The following is a 16,067-nucleotide window of genomic DNA, read 5'->3' on the forward strand; positions in this document are numbered from 1 at the left end:
AACAACAATTAAAATCACATTTAATTGAATAATATCTCATTTATAATTAATCCTATATAAAAAATGAGAGAGAGCATTTGAAAAGTATTCGAATAACGAACTCAGAGCAATTTTTCAAACCCAAAACAATTTTTCATACTCCAAGCAATTATTAAAAATCCATAAAAAAGTATACTGAACAAAAATTCAAGAGCCAAAATAGCCACCAAAAAACACAAAATAAAATTAAACACGATAAAATTAATTAAAAAAGATAGTACACCCAATAGTGCAATTCATCCATGACCTTGAAGAGGTCATGGTATTCTTGCATCATTTAGATAAAGCCTATCATTTTCGATGAGAATATAATCAGGAGACTCATTGATGCATCCATCAGGCTTATGAAATCCAATGACTGCCAGTTTGTCAAAATCCAGAGGGGATTGGATTTCGGCATAGATTTTGTTTTCGAAAAGGCACACAGGTATTTCAGGACAACTTATGTCTGCGCCTACAATCCAGGATACATGGGACCTCTTGCCTTTGAAGAGTTTGACATCAGACATACTCATGATAAACTTCTGGCCGATTCACGCTTTAAAAAGTCTATTAGGGACATGGAGGAGAATACAGGGTTCACTTTCAGGGATTGTTCCGGAGGATATGGAGCAAAGCTGGATTACAGCTCAGGAGGATTCACCTTCAATGATGAGATTGATGTCAATGTTAACTTCGATATGGGTGACGGCAGGATTGCAGTTTTTAAGATTGACTTGGAAAATATGGAATTGAGCCGGGAACACCTTGTTTTTTGATGTTTTATTTTTTTTTAGAGATTTCCATAGAAAGATTTATATTGATGCAAAATAATATAACAATTGTTAATTTTTTTGGGAATTTATATATTCAAAAAAGAAATATGTTAACCCAATCGTAGAAGTGATATTATGAGTTTCAATTTAAAATTTAAGGACATTGATGAAGTTAGGGAATTGAATGATGATAATTATACAATTAACGACCTTTTGAAGGAACTGGGTTTATCTGCTCAGACCATCGTCGCAAAACAGAACGGTGAACTGGCCCTGGAGGAGAGCAGAATAGATGACGGTGATGAGATAAGACTGGTTCAAATCATCTATGGAGGATAACCGGCATTTGCCGATTTTGAGGTGATTTCATGGCTGATGATAATGTCTATACTCTTTTGATAACAAAGGGAAACGATCCCGATGACCAATATGGATTCTATAAGGAGAGAATTGACAGCCAAAGGGACTTCTCATATATAGAATACAATACACAGGACGATGAACTGACCGATGAGCTATTTGGAGAGATTGATGTTATAGTTCTGCTGTTTGGCCTATACCACAACAATCAGGAGATGTTTGATGATTTGTTTGAAAAATCCAGGGAATTTGATGTTCCAATACTTCTGGTCAGGTTTTTCGGGATGGAATATGTCCTGAAGGAACTGGAAGAGAAATCCGATGCGGTTGTCGGCTGGAATCCTCACTGTATAGTGGATGCAATCGAGACTCTTGTAAAAGGCAAGGATTGGGTCAAGCCGTGCGATGTAGCGGATGAATCCTAATCATTCGCTTAAAAGCCAAATTGGTTTGTAAAACAAGTAATATCTATTGAAATAAAAATAAAATAATGGAAAATCATTTGATTTCCCATTTGCTCATGGAGCTTTAAATGTATGAGTGGTCATAGTCTCCATAACCGAAGGTTTGGATTCCAGCACTTGGGGATAGGTAGACTTCCTTTGAAGCGAGGAGGTTATGGTTTGTGTTGTAAATGTTGACTTTCGCATGATCCGGAAAGAGGCTGTATGCGTCTGCGCTTCTGACATTGGCGTATCCGTCGTGGGTCACGGTTATCGGAACCAGGTTCCCGTTGTTGAGTATTGATCCGTCACGAGAGTACCAGATTTGTATGATTACACTATCTCCACCGTATTCCCTTCCAACATCAACGGAAGCGTAGGTCAAATCGTCAAGGCCACCATTTGTAGAAAATGCGCCTCCATATATCTGCATTGCCGCAGCAAATGACATGCTGCTGAGTGCAATCAAAGCGATTGCCAGTAGAATAAATATCCTTTTTGTTGAATTCATTTTTTTCACCTTGGTTAATATGATATAATATTTAATCCTATGATAGATATATTTTAGTAATAATTTCTCTTGAGACATTTCAAAAAAAGGATGTTGTCATTGTGGATGATGGGATTTTAAATATTCCAATTTGATTAAAAAAAAAGAAATCGTTAGGTGAAATCAGTCACCCAACACTAATATTCAATTCAATAGATTCGGTCTATTTGCCTATTACTTCTTCAATCAATTTTTCTTCAGGGGCATTAATTTGTACAAATTGATTGTTGTCTGAATATACAAAGATGAAGCGTCCATCAACTTCTTTGAAGAGACCTTCAGTGCCACTGATGTTTTTCATTCCGAAGCCATTACCTTCATTTAAGGTAATTTCTGCGTGTGGGAAGAAAGTATCAACAGTGATGTTTTTATCACCGTTTACCATTACAGCACGGTTGTAGTCACATGCAACACCAAAGAGTTCTGCGGATTGGTTAGCAATGGATTGAGATTCATCAAGTTCATATCCGTCAGGCAAATTGACTTCACTTTGTACAGCAGCTGCCATTCCTATTGCGGCAATTGCTGCAACTAAAATCAAACAAGCTATTAATATCTTTTTCATATTTTTTCACCAAAAATTTTAACAATATTACATTGTCACTTTAATATTGCATTTTATGATTTAAATTATTTACTTTTTATAATTGCCTGGAAGTGGGTTGAATCAGTCAAAACTCCCAATTTGGTGTTTTAGAATGCAACAGCTTCAACATTGTTGTTTTTGTTGAATTCGTTTAATGTTGAAAGCAATTTGGATGAGTCCATGTTGCTTGAATCTTTTGCCCAAACAGTAACTATGTATTGTTCGCCGCTAGCATTGATTACTTCTGAAACCCCGTGTGTTGCATGTTCTAAATCTGTGAAGTTTGCGATGTGGTCTGATCCTACATTAAGGCTTAAGTCTTCATCAGGAACGATGTATTCCCTTCCGTCATGATGGATGATTCCTTCAAGAATGTCATCGTTTTCCATGTCATCGTAAACATCGTCATTCACGTTTTTGTAAATTGAAATTCCACAGTCTTGGTTGCCGTTTGCATATACTGAATAGTACTCGCCGTTATATACGCTTTTGTATGTGTCATCTATTTTAAAGTCGTTTACACTTGCCGCACATGCTCCGCCAATGAGCAGTGAGGTTACGATTAATGCGAAAAATATTTTTTTTATGTCCATAATATTCACCTTTTTTTTGGAACTGTGAAAAAGGGGTTTTGCGTTTGAGCCTCTTCAAAGTACAGTTAATGTATATGAAACAGGCCATATATAAAGTTTTTCGCATGTAAGTGGTTACTTGCATCGTTTTTCACTATATTAAGGAAGAAATAAATGTCATTTTGAGAATAAGTTCAATATTCGTCCTTAATGGACCATCGCCGGCAATATGAATTCATGCAGCGAAAACAATTCAATGAAATGAAATTTTTCCATCTGCCCACATTATCACAATTTATAAATATTTTGTAGTTATAAAGTATTTACATAGGAGGAATATAATGGAAAATAGAAATATAATTATTATAATGTTGGTAATAATTGTTATTCTTGCAGCCGCAATCGGATTTGTGCTGTTCAATTCCGTATTTGCAAAGGATCCTAGTGTTGTCAAGATAACAAGCGACAAAAAGATGAACGAAGGTGGGGACCTTTCAATTAAGCTGACCGACCTTAGCGATAATCCGATAGACAAGGAAGTTGTCAATGTCACAATCACCGATAAGAAGGGTGATGTTGTTGTAGATAATGTGGTCAAGACCAATTCAAAAGGTAAGGCAAAATTAAAAATTGATTTGAAGAAGGGCAAATATGATGTCACCGTGACTTTTGCAGGAAACAGCAAGTATCAGGGCGACAATGCAACACAAAAACTTACCATTGAGGAAAAGGAAGTTGAGGAAGCAGAATCCAGCAGTTCTTCATCTTCATCACAACCTTCCGCATACGCATACAAGTCTGACGGAACTCCAATGTACAGCCAGGCTGAGGTTGACCAGTACATGTACAACAAGTATGGTTCTGTAAACTACCACCTTCAGGACAACGGATACGTAAACCTGGATGAGCCTGGATTCGACGATGCAGGACATTGGGTCGGACGTTATTAAATGATAAAGTAGGTGCATCTGCATCTACAATCTCTTTTTTTTTTACACTTGCATTTAGATGAAATTATTTTTTAATAAAATGAATTTAATTTGATGGAGAAAAATTTCATGCACAGCATGTGCGGTTTTTATAACTAACTGTAATCTCCAAATGCTAAGATTGTAATTGGAAAAACCAAATTCAAAGTAATTGCTTCGGCAATACATTCTTTTTTTTTAAAATGAGCGTCCGATAAATTAAATTTTGGATGAGTTTTGATTTTTAATATTTAAAGTAGGTGCAGCATCACCTGTTTAAATCTTTTTTCTAAAAAATGAATTCTTATTTTACTTTAAGAATCCTTTAATTATTCATTATTTCTTTTTCAAAAAACCGTTTTTAATTAAGCATAATTTCAATATTGTCATGTTGTATTAATAAATAAATTAAATCATATTGAGTCGTATAGATGAAGTCAGTAAATTGTGTCGGAATTGTTATATACATGGCATTACACAATTTTTATTATAGAAAAAAATATGGGAGATATTATGGAAAATAGAAATATAATCATTATTCTGCTTGTTATTATTGTCATTCTTGCGGCTGTAATCGGATTTATATTTTTAAATCCCTTCAATGCTAAAGAGCCTTGCAAGATCAAGATTACAAGCGATAAGGAACAATATGAAAATGATGGGGAACTTTCAATAAAATTAACTGATTTTAATAAGACTCCAATCTCTAAAGAGATAGTTAATGTTACAATAACCAACAAGAAGGGCAAGGTTGTTGTTGACGAGGTTGTCAAAACCGATTCCAAGGGCAAGGCTAAGCTTGATTTGAACTTGAAGAAGGGAAAATATGTGGTAAATGTAACTTATGGCGGTAATGAAAACTATACTGGGAACAATACGACACAGAACTTGAAAATCAAGGAAGAGGAAAAAGTTGTAGCCGAACAGCCTACCACTCAAAGCGACACTTATGTTGAAAGAACAGAAGGTAGTCTGCAATATGGTTATAAAGATGGAAGATATGGTTTTTGGACCCCTACCGGAAATTTCATAGAGGATAAAAGTCGTGCGCTAAGTGGTGAGGATCCAGTTGAGCCGTTCATGAGAGACGGTGATTTTTATTCATAGATATAGCTGAGGGATTTGAATGGAAAACAGGAACATAATTATAATATTGGTCGCTGTAGTTATCGTTCTTGCAGTGGTTGCAGGGGCTATGTTTCTGCAGTCAGGCAATGCTAAGGAACCGACCAAAATAAAAATTACAAGCGATAAGGAACAATATGAGGGCGGAAAACTTAAGGTGCAATTGACTGACTTGAACAAGACCGCACTCTCAAAGCAGAAGGTTAATGTCATTGTAAAAAATAAAAAAGGGAAAGTCGTTGTCAATGAAACTGTCAAAACCAACTCCAAGGGCAAGGCAAATCTTGATTTGGATTTGAAAAAGGGAAATTACCAAGTCAAGGTTATCTACAAAGGCAATGAAAACTATACAGGGAACAACACTACACAGAAATTGAAAATCAAGGAGGAAGTCAAAGAGGAAGCGAGCACAACTTCTTCATCGTCTTCAAATTCATATGTGGATAGAATTTTAAATGACCCTAGCTGTACAGTTGTTAAAGATCCATATGATATATGTCCAATACATGGCGTACCATATTGGCAAGATAATTACTGTGACTGGTTTATAAATCCATTATAAGAATTGATGGGTTCATGGAAATTATGTTGGAATTGTATATGCTATGAGGTTCATTAAAAAAACAGTTGAAGAGAGGGAATTATTATTATAAACCCTTTGGACAAGATTCATTAAGGTCGCGCTACTGCTACTTGTAAACTCAACAGGATAATGATTTAAGTCAGCATGGACAGATATATTAACATATTATATTTGGAGGTATTTAATGGAAAACAGGAATATCATAATTGTTCTCGGCATTATAGTCGTGATTTTAGCTATTGTCCTATCATTGTTTGTTCTTGATGTTAATCCTTTTGACCCGTATAAGGATGTTGATGAAAATTATGTTTATGCGCCGATTGGTGGTGAAAAAGTTAGGTTTACAGGAACATACCTTGGTCCGGATGATGGATTGTTTAATTTCGATGAGAACCGTGGAGTGATACAGGTTGGAAATTCCTATGCGGTTATAAATACTGATAAGGTTCAGGGCATGGAAGGCCAAACAGTAACTGTTGAGGGATATTTTGTCAATGACAAAACGGATGCAACAACGGTGCCTATTAATGATGAATATGTTACAGGAGAGAATTTCTGTATAGAAAACGTTGTTAAATAAGCTAATCAATAAAATAATATCTAAAACAACATTATTTTTAAAAGTAGATAAGCACGTTTCTGAGGGCATGGGACTGTCGAAATGTGCTTGTTTTTAATATTTCAGCGCTGTGGAATCAGCTTTTGCCGGATAATGGGTCTGGGTTTCAATTTCATATTGAAAAAAATCCATTGTATATTATCACTATTTTTTCTTAGTTATCTATAAAATATTCAGCATTTGGATTTTTTTCATAACTAATATATACTAAATTAAACATAATATATATTATTCATATTATTAATTTGGGGGAAATATTTTGTTTAATAAAAAATTAATGCTTCTGTCAATAGTTATTGTTTTATTATTGGCCGTTTCTGCAGTCAGTGCAGCCGATAATGAAACTAGTGATATTGTTGCTGTTGAAGAAACGTCTGATGAAGTTGTTAATCAGGATTCTTCTGTTGAAATTGCGGAGGATACTTTGGAAAATTCGCAGGATGAGGAAAATTTATTATCTTCAGTTGATGGGGATATCGTTTCTTTTGAAGAGAATGATGATGTTTTAGGCGATTCACCGCCATATTATGCATATAGTGCAAGCGTTGATGATACCACTAAATATTATGGATCTACTGGAACTATTTCAATTTCCATCAAACCATCAACTTCAAGTAGTTATTCTTATCGATATGATTTTTATCTGAAAATTTATGATTCAGACAATACGGAAAAGATTAGTAAACGATATGCTGGTAATAGTTATACTTATTCAGAAACTTACACTGTTGGTGCTACATCTTTGGCCATAGGAACCTATACAATGAAATTAGTAAATTATGCCGATAATCGTGTTATGAAAACTGCTAAACTAACTGTATCAACGGTGCCTTCAAGTGCTTATTCGGTTAGTGTTTCGGATACTGCCATAAAATATGAAACAAGTGGAACAATTACTATGACAATTCGCAGTTCCAGTTCCAGTTATTATTACAAATATGATTTTTATTTGAAGGTATATGATTCAAAGAATAATGAAAAGATTAGTAAACGATATTATAGTACTTCTTCTTCTTCAAAACTAACTTATAGTATAGGAGCAACTGTTTTGAGCCCTGGAACCTATACAATTAAAATTATAAATAACGCGGATAATGTGCTTATGTCCACAGCTAAATTATCAGTTTATGCCTTAACTTATAATGTGTATTCTGTTAGTGTTTCCAGTGTTACAATGGATTATGAATCATCTGGAAAAATTACCATGACTATTAATCCTGCTTCTTCAAATTATTACTATAAATATAATTTTTATTTGAAAATTTATGACTCTAACAATAATGAAAAGCTTAGTCAAAGATATTACAGTACTGCTGCTTCCTCTAAAGTAACACAAACTTATAGCGTCAGTCCAAATCTATTCGGATGGGGCACATTTGATATTAAGATTTTAAATAGTTATGATCAAAAAGTAATGAGTACAGCAAAATTAAATATAAAAAAGATTAACATCGAATCTAATGATTTAGACATTACTTATAAGGACAATATTGAATATAAAGTTAGGGTTTCACTAAATGACAATTATGAATCTGGTTTGAATGTAATTTTTAATTGCAATGGAAAGGAATATCAGGTTACTACAGACGATGATGGTTATGCAACCCTGAATATTCATTTAAAAGCAGGAACCTATCAGATAACAATTAAATGTGAAAATGTTGTCAATGAAAATTTTATCAACATTAATCCTGTGTATGTAGCAAATAAGTATAAGGATGTATATGTAAAATCTTTAAATGGTTATTATGGTAAGAATAATATTGATTTCAGTTGGAAAGGCAATTTCAAGGGTTTCTTTAAGATTTATAAAGGAAATAAGTTACTGTATAAAACCAAATTAAATTCTAATGGTTATGTTGATGATTATTTCAAATATACAGGACATAATAATCATTATGCCGGTTCAGCAATAAAAAATATTGGAACATATAAGGCAATGATTACTGATGAGAAAGGAAATGTATTGGCTAAAGCCACAATAAAAATTAAAAAATCACCAACAAAAATCAAATGCAAATCATTAAAAATAAAAGTCGGATCAAAACGAACCATAAAGGCATATATTGTTGATAAACAGGGTTCCAGAAAAAATGTTAATGGTATTGCTAAATTTAAAATTAAAGGGAAAACATATAAAGTTAAAGTAAAAAACGGTAAAGCCATTGTTAAAAAGGTAAAGTTTTCAAATAAAGTAAAAACTTATAAATGCAGCGTTAAATTCTTGGGAGGAAAAAATCACAAGGCAAGCTACAAAAAATTTAAAATTAAAGTCATGAAATTAAAGTCTTATATAGGCACATATGCTCCGGCCACTAAAGTCGGAACCAAATCTGTCATATATGCATGGATTGCTGTAAAAAATTTAGATGGCAGAGTTTCAAGGGCTAAATCCGGTACTGTTAAATTCAAGATTGCTGGCGGAACATACTATGCAAAAGTAAAAAATGGTAATGCTAAAATAAAGATTGTAGCTCCATCAAACGGCAAACTCTATAAGGGTAAAGCGGTTTATTTGGGAAATAAATATATCAAACAGAGTTCTGACACAATATATCTTCATGTAAAAAAACCGGTATCCAAATATAAGATCATAACAACCAATGCTAAATATCATTGGATTACTAAAAGATCAGGTCAATTCACCGTAAAAACTATAATTTGGGATATGACTGCAGGTTTCAGAGCTCCGGGCAAATATATTGATACCACTTTGTATAAAAACGGAAGACAGGTTTATAATTCAAAATACTCTGTAAAATATAAAATCAACGGCAGATGGACTGGTTGGACTAAATATGGAACAACATCAACGGCCCATCATAGGTATTTTGTATGGGATAGTGATTATGTAGGAAAAATTAAAGTAAAAGTTAAACGGAATGTGGATTCGTATATGTATTAATTGGAGGTTTGGATGGATAATAATAAAATTATCATAATTTTGTTATGCGTCATCATTGCTATTCTTATTGTTGGGGTTGCAGTGTTTTCAGAAATGGCAAAGGAGGATTCAAATCTGGCAATTGCCGATAAAAAAATCAATGTTGGAGATTCATTGGTCGTTAAATTGACCGACAGCAAGGGCAATGCCATTGCAGGTCAAACAATAAACATTAAGATCAAAGACAAAGACGGAACAGTAATTGATGAGGACATAACAACCAACTCCAAGGGAAAGGCTACATTCAAGATGGAAGAAACGGGAAAATATTCCGTTGAATGTAAATTTAATGGAAACGGCCAATATTCATCAAGTTCAGCTCAAGGAAATGTCAGCGTTAAAAAGGCCACTACTGAAGAGATAAGCGAAGAAAAAACCAGTAATTATGATTCGGTATCTGGTCTTAGTGATGATGGATATTCATATTATCCGGATAGCGGGCCTGCTGTGGACTCAGTTGGTCAGACCCGTGAATATGCAAAGGCCAATAATATGCGTTATATTCCTCAAACAATTGACGGAATGGATGCAGGAGTTTATGCGCCTTATGATTCAAAGGCAGGATGTTACCATACATGATAGGTGGATATAAATGGAAAACAAAAACATTATCATAATATTGGTCGCTGTAGTTATCGTTCTTGCAGTGGTTGCAGGAGCTATGTTTCTGCAGTCCGGCAATGCTAAAGAGCCTTGCAAGATTAAGATTACAAGTGACAAGGAGCAGTATGAAGGTGGGGAACTTTCAATCAAGTTGACTGATTTCAACAAGACTCCAATATCTAAGGAAATTGTCAATATTACAATAACCAACAAAAAGGGCAAGGTTGTTGTTGATGAGGTTGTCAAAACCGATTCCAAGGGTAAGGCTAAGCTTGATTTGGACTTGAAGAAAGGCAAGTACACTGTTAATGTCACTTATGCTGGAAATGATAATTACACAGGAAACAATACAACACAGAAATTAACTATTAAAGAAGAGGAAGTTGTTGAAAGTCAACCTGTCCAGCAGTCAAGCTCAACATCAGATGACAGTAATTATTATAATGGATATTCTAGAAGCTCTTTTAGTGAAGGAGAACAAGCAGCTATAGATGATGCTAGGGCTCATGGATATGATAGTCCCGCAGCTTATTATCAAGCTACTGGTAAAAATGCAGGGCAAGATTATATTGATTCTCATCCAAGGGATATGAGTTAATAATTTTTAAGGAAATTTATTTAAAATGTAGGTGAATCTTCATCTACAACTCTTTTTTTTTATTTTACTATATAAATTTCGCCATTAAAATATTTTAAATTAAACTCATTTATTTACTATTTTCTTTTCAAAAATCATCTTTTAATTAATTCTCATTTAAATAAAATTATATTTCATAGTCAAATTAATCTAATCTTCTTTATACGTATAGATATGTGACGGAATTGTTATATACAGATGATTATACAATGTTAATTAAGCAAAACATTAGGAATGATATTATGGAAAACAGAAATCTGATGATAATATTACTTGCGGTGATTGTTGTTATTGCAGTTGTTGCCGGAGTGATGTTATTGAATCCAATAAATGCAAAAGAACCAACAAAAATTAAAATTACAAGTGATAATGAACAATATGAAAATGAGGGGGAACTGTCAATAAAATTAACCGATTTGAACAAAACACCGATATCAAAAGAGATAGTTAATATCACCATCACAAACAAAAAGGGCAAGGTCGTTGTTGATGAGGTTGTAAAAACCAATTCCAAAGGCAAAGCAAAATTGGATCTTAATTTAAAGAAAGGAAAATACAAAGTCAATGTTTCTTATGATGGCAATGGAAATTTCACTGGAAATAATACAACACAAAAATTAACTATAAAAGAAAAAGAAGTTATTGAATCTGAATCCTCATCATCGTCAGGTGGTTCAAGTAGTGATGATTATGTCTACTCTTCTCAAAAGGGTGATTATGTTAAAGCTTCAGGTCAGATGGAAACAGATAGTCATGGAAACTCTGTTTATACCTACCAAGGTAGTGATGGTGTAATATACGAAAAATACTATGATTCAAATGGTAAAGAAATAAGTACGGAGGATTATTATCGATAATCTATTTTCAAAAAAATAAATAATTCATTTAGAATTAATATTCAGATACTTTATCAAATCTATTATTCTCCATGAAAAATTTTTGAATTATGCTCTAATAATATTGTTAATACATTATTTTATCTTGGGGATTTTAAATTTAGACATAACTTATAAATCAGATAATAACATAAATAATATATTAATGGAGGTAATTTATCATGAATTCGAAAGAAGTAATATTGATTTTAAGTATTGTTGTACTTGTTTTAGCATCTGCTACTGCTGTATCTGCGGGTCTTTTTGATGGAAATGATGATAAAGCAAATATTAAAACACATGAATTTAATTATGCAAATAAAGCTACATTCAATTTAAGTGATGAATTGACAGATAAGGATGGAGTAGAAAGTATTATATTTGGAGAAGGGGTTTCTTATGAATATCCTGCAAAAGATGGTAGTAAGGATGGTTTAGTCAATATGCTTGGGGGTTTAGCTTCATATGGTGGTAGTGATACAGTTGAAAGTAAACAAAATACTGCTTATTATGAAGAAATTGAAAGCGAGCCTACTTCTCAAGGATATGATTCCTATATTTTTAAATATGATGATTTTGATGAATATGAGGTATATATTGACTTAAAGAATATAACTATTGTTGAACCAGATGGATTTGAAAGTCAATATGATTATTTCAGTGGAACTTTCCAAAGTTTAGACGAAGCAAAAATATTCATTGAAACATTTAAAATCAATGAAGATGTTATAAAAGATGGAACTTAATGTTATTCTCAATACTTAATTTGTAATGAAGCACAATGTTGCGGGATATACTGAATGATATTATTGTTTCATTCTAAAACACATTCCTGCTTGATTGTGAAATTTAATGCACAATTAAAAATTTGTTCGAAATTATAAAACAAATAAGTTGAAATAATATCTTCACTATTTTTTTATTTAGTATTGGGATATTGAAGAGTGAATTCTTCCAATTTCAAATTTCAATCCCAATTTTTTTTCTTTAATTTTCCATATTGTCAAAATAATTGATTAAATGTATATGTGATGGGATACAGATTAGTAATCAAGGTGAAAATTATGAAGGGCATTTTAAAGATTTTAATTGTAGCATCAGTGCTTCTGATTGTAGGTGTTGGTGTTGTGGCTGCGGGAGACATGTCTGATTTTCAGGCACCTTCCGATTTGGAGAAAGGAAGCGGAAACTATTTCGAAAATGATGATTTTGAACTATCCATAAATTCCTATAATAAGGAATCTGATTATGACACCTTATTTAAGGATGATGTTGATTATTCCGTCACAGTCATGGGTGATACAGCAGAATATAAGGATACTCTTGTCGATCAAGTGGGAGTATTGGAAATAGTGGAAATTGATGGGAAATACTATGTTGTAGAATGCTATTTCGATGGAAATGACGATTCTAAATTGAGCGAATGCAATGATTACCTATCTGAGTTCAATGAATTGAACAGTTTGGAACCTATATCCATTGATTGAACTATCTGAATTAGATGATTGACAAATAAACAGGCGACATCTGATAATTCTAATATTGGGGTGGGGCTCGCCTCCCATCCTCAAATGAATATTTCAGTGAAATTTTATTTTATTTGATAACTATTTTTGAAAATTATTTCAATTTTTATAAATTTCTATAAATTATGTTTAATCAATATAGTTGAACATTGGAAATCTCACTAATGATTTCATGATTTTATACTTAATTGACCAAAAGATTTATATATGTGTAAAAATATATAATAAATTGTGTACTAAAGACATCCACCAAATGTTTTTAGGACAGATTTTTTTTAAAACAAACTAAAAGGAGCCATTACCATGAAAAAGATTAAACTCGAAAAACAAAATGAACCTAAGTTTGACGAACTTTCCGAAATGCTTTTGGGCATGAAGGATTTCCTTGCTGAGGAAGCTGATTTCAATGACAAGCAATGGATTGAAAACCTCAATGCCCTCATTGATTTCCAGGATGGCGACGGAAGCTTCAACCTATTCGACTCCTTTAACATCCCAAGCGATGCTAGAGTCGAATTCTGCTACCTTCCGACATACCTCGCTACAGCGACCCTCATGAAGGCATACCTGACAGATTCTGAATCCTTCACAATTAAGGAAACATCTGCCCTTTCAAATGGCCTTAATATGTCCACCGCAAGAAATCTGACAGGCCACGGATATGAAGGTCTCAAGGGCCAGATTGAAGCCGTGAACATATTCATGAAGGCGGGACTCAACGAGTTCCTTGATCTCCACGCAGACCTTTGCCCGGAATTCAGCGAAATGATTGGTGAAATCATCGCCAAGTTCGAGGACATGGAAGCCCAGGGCAAGTTCACAGGACCATGGGGCGAAAGCTATGAGGATGAAATCAGAGCGATAAACCACTACTTCCTCCAAAGAAAAGTCTTTGTCTACGGAACCCTCATGAAGGGCGAGACAAACCACGGCTTTCTTCGCAACAGCACATTCCTCGCCAAGACCTCCATTGAAGGCTATGAGATGTATGACTGCGGATGGTATCCCGCTATCATTGCCGGTGACGGACTTATCATAGGGGAGCTGTACAGCGTTCCTCTTGAGGACATTCCATCAATAGACTCACTTGAAGGCGAAGGAAGCCTTTATGTGAAAAAGTGCGAAAGGATAATCCTGAACGGAGATGCCACATTCGCATTCCTCTATGTCTATCTTGGGGACTGTTCAGGCCTTGAAAGGATTGCCTCCTGGAAGGAGCATGTGTGGTACGTTTCCTACGGAAGCAACATGCTTTACGAAAGCTTCATGAGATATATCCTGGGAGGATCATACGGCACCAGCGCCTACCGTGAATCCTGCAAGGATACTTCACTTCCTGCAGCGGTCAGGACCATTGAAATACCATTTGACATGTATTTCGGAAACCTGAGCTCCTGGGGAGGGGGCGTCTCATTTCTCGACACCACCAAAAAGGGAAAATCCCTTGGAGTTGCATATCTCATAACCCGTGAGCAGTTCGAGCATGTCTCATGTGAGGAAAACGGAGGCCGCTGTCCGGGCGACGGCGAATGGTATGAGGACATCATTGACCTTGAAGCTATGGACGGCTTTAAGGTGAAGACAATCACCAATAATGACCTTCGCCCATACAATGAGCCTTCACAGTCATATCTGGACACCCTGTTTGAGGGGATAAAAAAGAACTGGCCGGAAATGTCAGAAAATGACATCTGGCATTATCTCGGCAACTGCATGAGATAATCCGGTTTCCTATTTTTTTAAAATAAGAGGAATTGAAAAAAAAGAAAAAGAGCTTATCGTATAGATAAGCTAAAATAGTGATGGGAGCAGTCCTGCTGTAATAAGGATTATGCTGATAATCCATACGGCTATCGCAAAGATTATTATATACTTTCCATGCTTGTTGTAGAAAGGATTTTCCTTTTGTGTGAAGAACAGCACTGCACCTATGATTGCACCGATAAGTGGGGATACGAGTGAGACAAGGTATCCTACAATTACAATCACCAGCTCTTTTGTTTCCGCCATATTGTCACCTCTTGATTTTAATTCAATTCCTTGCTTTTGCCATGTTTTAGTGTAATGGCCATTTATAAGCAATGAATTGAATATATTTATGTTTTGTTCACTTTTAAATTTTTGTTGAAAAGTGATTCAATAGGGGTCATGTAAATCTATGAAAAATTTTTAGTTTCCAATGCTTTTTTGTGATTTAGTGTAAAATATTATATACTAACATAATAATAATTGTGGGTGTCGCAAGACGCTCCAAAAAATAAATTTAAACTTTTTTTCTTTTTTTATTCTTTTTTCCAAGCAATCATCTATCATAATAATTGAATCTAGGTTAAATCATTATATGCTTTTTATCGACAAGTCCTTTAATAAATTATCATTTCTTTTATATGGAAAATGGAGCTGTTGAAATGTCTGACTGTGAATTCATGTCCAATTCATCTCATGGAAGCGGCAGTGTGACCTATAGTGAATGCGGAAAACTGCTTGCTGAAAATTCAGGATTCAAATCAAACAAATCGCCCAGGGGCGGGGTCTTCAGCTGCGCAGAGGGAAATTTTGAAAACTGCATTTTTGAGGACAATTACTCCAAGTTTGGCGGAGCGGTTATTTCGGATTGGGCGCATGACCCTCCTTCACTGGGCTTTACTTTTAAGGGCTGTGAATTTTGTGATAATTCGGTGGATTATGAATTGGCTTATTCATCTTTTGATGCAGATAAAATCCATTTTGAAAACTGTAAGATTTCGGAGGAATTGTTTGAATCCGAATATGTCAGGGATAAGACTTTAAAAAAAGTTATGAAATGAAATTTATAGTTATTTGAATGATTTTTAAAAATTGATAATGGGAAAATTATTTAAACAAATATCATATAACTTATT

Annotated in this window: 19 protein-coding genes; 15 read left to right on the forward strand and 4 right to left on the reverse strand. The window is 34.2% G+C overall.

What is annotated here, in order from left to right; all coding sequences use genetic code 11:
- Window positions 1-383 precede the first annotated feature (383 nt).
- The 3 genes from ACJMML_RS04095 to ACJMML_RS04105 all read left to right on the forward strand — a co-directional run bounded on the left by ACJMML_RS04095 (window position 384) and on the right by ACJMML_RS04105 (window position 1,579).
- Window positions 384-797: a hypothetical protein gene (locus ACJMML_RS04095; RefSeq protein ID WP_405306100.1), complete on the forward strand. Its 414-nt coding sequence runs from the start codon at window positions 384-386 to the stop codon at window positions 795-797.
- Between the two features lie 132 nt (window positions 798-929).
- Window positions 930-1,133 (forward strand): MoaD/ThiS family protein, encoded by a 204-nt coding sequence (locus tag ACJMML_RS04100; protein WP_405306101.1) that lies wholly within the window; start codon window positions 930-932, stop codon window positions 1,131-1,133.
- 29 nt (window positions 1,134-1,162) lie between these two features.
- On the forward strand, window positions 1,163-1,579 hold the full coding sequence (locus ACJMML_RS04105) for a nuclease (RefSeq protein WP_405306102.1): 417 nt from the start codon (window positions 1,163-1,165) through the stop codon (window positions 1,577-1,579).
- A 103-nt stretch (window positions 1,580-1,682) separates the two neighbouring features.
- On the opposite strand, the gene ACJMML_RS04110 is transcribed toward ACJMML_RS04105, so the two are convergent.
- From ACJMML_RS04110 to ACJMML_RS04120, 3 genes are all read right to left on the reverse strand, one after another.
- Window positions 1,683-2,108 (reverse strand): hypothetical protein, encoded by a 426-nt coding sequence (locus tag ACJMML_RS04110; RefSeq protein WP_405306103.1) that lies wholly within the window; start codon window positions 2,106-2,108, stop codon window positions 1,683-1,685.
- Window positions 2,109-2,310: 202 nt separating this feature from the next.
- On the reverse strand, window positions 2,311-2,712 hold the full coding sequence (locus ACJMML_RS04115) for a hypothetical protein (protein ID WP_405306104.1): 402 nt from the start codon (window positions 2,710-2,712) through the stop codon (window positions 2,311-2,313).
- 128 nt (window positions 2,713-2,840) lie between these two features.
- A complete protein-coding gene (locus tag ACJMML_RS04120) occupies window positions 2,841-3,326 on the reverse strand; it encodes a hypothetical protein (protein ID WP_405306105.1) in 486 nt (161 codons plus the stop codon).
- Between the two features lie 320 nt (window positions 3,327-3,646).
- Here ACJMML_RS04120 and ACJMML_RS04125 point away from each other — a divergent pair, with 320 nt between their 5' ends.
- The 11 genes from ACJMML_RS04125 to ACJMML_RS04175 all read left to right on the forward strand — a co-directional run bounded on the left by ACJMML_RS04125 (window position 3,647) and on the right by ACJMML_RS04175 (window position 14,907).
- Window positions 3,647-4,255, forward strand: coding sequence for a type IV pilin (locus tag ACJMML_RS04125; RefSeq protein WP_405306106.1), 609 nt, complete (start codon window positions 3,647-3,649; stop codon window positions 4,253-4,255).
- 531 nt (window positions 4,256-4,786) lie between these two features.
- Complete coding sequence (locus ACJMML_RS04130) at window positions 4,787-5,380, forward strand: hypothetical protein (RefSeq protein ID WP_405306107.1); 594 nt, start codon at window positions 4,787-4,789, stop codon at window positions 5,378-5,380.
- 19 nt (window positions 5,381-5,399) lie between these two features.
- Window positions 5,400-5,960 carry a hypothetical protein gene (locus ACJMML_RS04135; protein WP_405306108.1) on the forward strand — a complete coding sequence of 187 codons (561 nt, stop codon included), beginning with the start codon at window positions 5,400-5,402 and terminating at the stop codon, window positions 5,958-5,960.
- A gap of 205 nt (window positions 5,961-6,165) precedes the next feature.
- A complete protein-coding gene (locus tag ACJMML_RS04140; protein WP_405306109.1) occupies window positions 6,166-6,561 on the forward strand; it encodes a hypothetical protein in 396 nt (131 codons plus the stop codon).
- Window positions 6,562-6,859: 298 nt separating this feature from the next.
- On the forward strand, window positions 6,860-9,505 hold the full coding sequence (locus tag ACJMML_RS04145; RefSeq protein WP_405306111.1) for a hypothetical protein: 2,646 nt from the start codon (window positions 6,860-6,862) through the stop codon (window positions 9,503-9,505).
- Window positions 9,506-9,517: 12 nt separating this feature from the next.
- Window positions 9,518-10,123: an Ig-like domain-containing protein gene (locus ACJMML_RS04150; RefSeq protein WP_405306112.1), complete on the forward strand. Its 606-nt coding sequence runs from the start codon at window positions 9,518-9,520 to the stop codon at window positions 10,121-10,123.
- Window positions 10,124-10,136: 13 nt separating this feature from the next.
- On the forward strand, window positions 10,137-10,745 hold the full coding sequence (locus tag ACJMML_RS04155; RefSeq protein WP_405306113.1) for an Ig-like domain-containing protein: 609 nt from the start codon (window positions 10,137-10,139) through the stop codon (window positions 10,743-10,745).
- A gap of 281 nt (window positions 10,746-11,026) precedes the next feature.
- Window positions 11,027-11,641 (forward strand): hypothetical protein, encoded by a 615-nt coding sequence (locus ACJMML_RS04160; RefSeq protein WP_405306114.1) that lies wholly within the window; start codon window positions 11,027-11,029, stop codon window positions 11,639-11,641.
- Window positions 11,642-11,841: 200 nt separating this feature from the next.
- A complete protein-coding gene (locus ACJMML_RS04165) occupies window positions 11,842-12,405 on the forward strand; it encodes a hypothetical protein (protein ID WP_405306115.1) in 564 nt (187 codons plus the stop codon).
- A 318-nt stretch (window positions 12,406-12,723) separates the two neighbouring features.
- On the forward strand, window positions 12,724-13,146 hold the full coding sequence (locus ACJMML_RS04170) for a hypothetical protein (RefSeq protein WP_405306116.1): 423 nt from the start codon (window positions 12,724-12,726) through the stop codon (window positions 13,144-13,146).
- 837 nt (window positions 13,147-13,983) lie between these two features.
- The gene (locus tag ACJMML_RS04175; protein ID WP_405306117.1) at window positions 13,984-14,907 is read left to right on the forward strand and encodes a gamma-glutamylcyclotransferase; all 924 of its coding nucleotides are present in this window, start codon (window positions 13,984-13,986) and stop codon (window positions 14,905-14,907) included.
- A 69-nt stretch (window positions 14,908-14,976) separates the two neighbouring features.
- On the opposite strand, the gene ACJMML_RS04180 is transcribed toward ACJMML_RS04175, so the two are convergent.
- Window positions 14,977-15,195, reverse strand: a complete 219-nt coding sequence (locus ACJMML_RS04180) for a DUF4870 domain-containing protein (RefSeq protein WP_405306118.1) — start codon at window positions 15,193-15,195, stop codon at window positions 14,977-14,979.
- Between the two features lie 398 nt (window positions 15,196-15,593).
- Between ACJMML_RS04180 and ACJMML_RS04185 the strand changes: the two genes are divergently transcribed.
- Window positions 15,594-15,992, forward strand: coding sequence for a hypothetical protein (locus tag ACJMML_RS04185; protein WP_405306119.1), 399 nt, complete (start codon window positions 15,594-15,596; stop codon window positions 15,990-15,992).
- Window positions 15,993-16,067: the final 75 nt, after the last annotated feature.

This window comes from Methanobrevibacter sp. (assembly GCF_045130115.1).
In the GTDB taxonomy this organism is placed as follows: domain Archaea; phylum Methanobacteriota; class Methanobacteria; order Methanobacteriales; family Methanobacteriaceae; genus Methanocatella.

Coding starts and splice junctions, on each gene's coding strand:
- ACJMML_RS04095 (WP_405306100.1), top strand. CDS start 384: ATGAAATCCAATGACTGCCAGTTTGTCAAAATCCAGAGGGGATTGGAT.
- ACJMML_RS04100 (WP_405306101.1), top strand. CDS start 930: ATGAGTTTCAATTTAAAATTTAAGGACATTGATGAAGTTAGGGAATTG.
- ACJMML_RS04105 (WP_405306102.1), top strand. CDS start 1,163: ATGGCTGATGATAATGTCTATACTCTTTTGATAACAAAGGGAAACGAT.
- ACJMML_RS04110 (WP_405306103.1), bottom strand. CDS start 2,108: ATGAATTCAACAAAAAGGATATTTATTCTACTGGCAATCGCTTTGATT.
- ACJMML_RS04115 (WP_405306104.1), bottom strand. CDS start 2,712: ATGAAAAAGATATTAATAGCTTGTTTGATTTTAGTTGCAGCAATTGCC.
- ACJMML_RS04120 (WP_405306105.1), bottom strand. CDS start 3,326: ATGGACATAAAAAAAATATTTTTCGCATTAATCGTAACCTCACTGCTC.
- ACJMML_RS04125 (WP_405306106.1), top strand. CDS start 3,647: ATGGAAAATAGAAATATAATTATTATAATGTTGGTAATAATTGTTATT.
- ACJMML_RS04130 (WP_405306107.1), top strand. CDS start 4,787: ATGGAAAATAGAAATATAATCATTATTCTGCTTGTTATTATTGTCATT.
- ACJMML_RS04135 (WP_405306108.1), top strand. CDS start 5,400: ATGGAAAACAGGAACATAATTATAATATTGGTCGCTGTAGTTATCGTT.
- ACJMML_RS04140 (WP_405306109.1), top strand. CDS start 6,166: ATGGAAAACAGGAATATCATAATTGTTCTCGGCATTATAGTCGTGATT.
- ACJMML_RS04150 (WP_405306112.1), top strand. CDS start 9,518: ATGGATAATAATAAAATTATCATAATTTTGTTATGCGTCATCATTGCT.
- ACJMML_RS04155 (WP_405306113.1), top strand. CDS start 10,137: ATGGAAAACAAAAACATTATCATAATATTGGTCGCTGTAGTTATCGTT.
- ACJMML_RS04160 (WP_405306114.1), top strand. CDS start 11,027: ATGGAAAACAGAAATCTGATGATAATATTACTTGCGGTGATTGTTGTT.
- ACJMML_RS04165 (WP_405306115.1), top strand. CDS start 11,842: ATGAATTCGAAAGAAGTAATATTGATTTTAAGTATTGTTGTACTTGTT.
- ACJMML_RS04170 (WP_405306116.1), top strand. CDS start 12,724: ATGAAGGGCATTTTAAAGATTTTAATTGTAGCATCAGTGCTTCTGATT.
- ACJMML_RS04175 (WP_405306117.1), top strand. CDS start 13,984: ATGGAAGCCCAGGGCAAGTTCACAGGACCATGGGGCGAAAGCTATGAG.
- ACJMML_RS04180 (WP_405306118.1), bottom strand. CDS start 15,195: ATGGCGGAAACAAAAGAGCTGGTGATTGTAATTGTAGGATACCTTGTC.
- ACJMML_RS04185 (WP_405306119.1), top strand. CDS start 15,594: ATGTCTGACTGTGAATTCATGTCCAATTCATCTCATGGAAGCGGCAGT.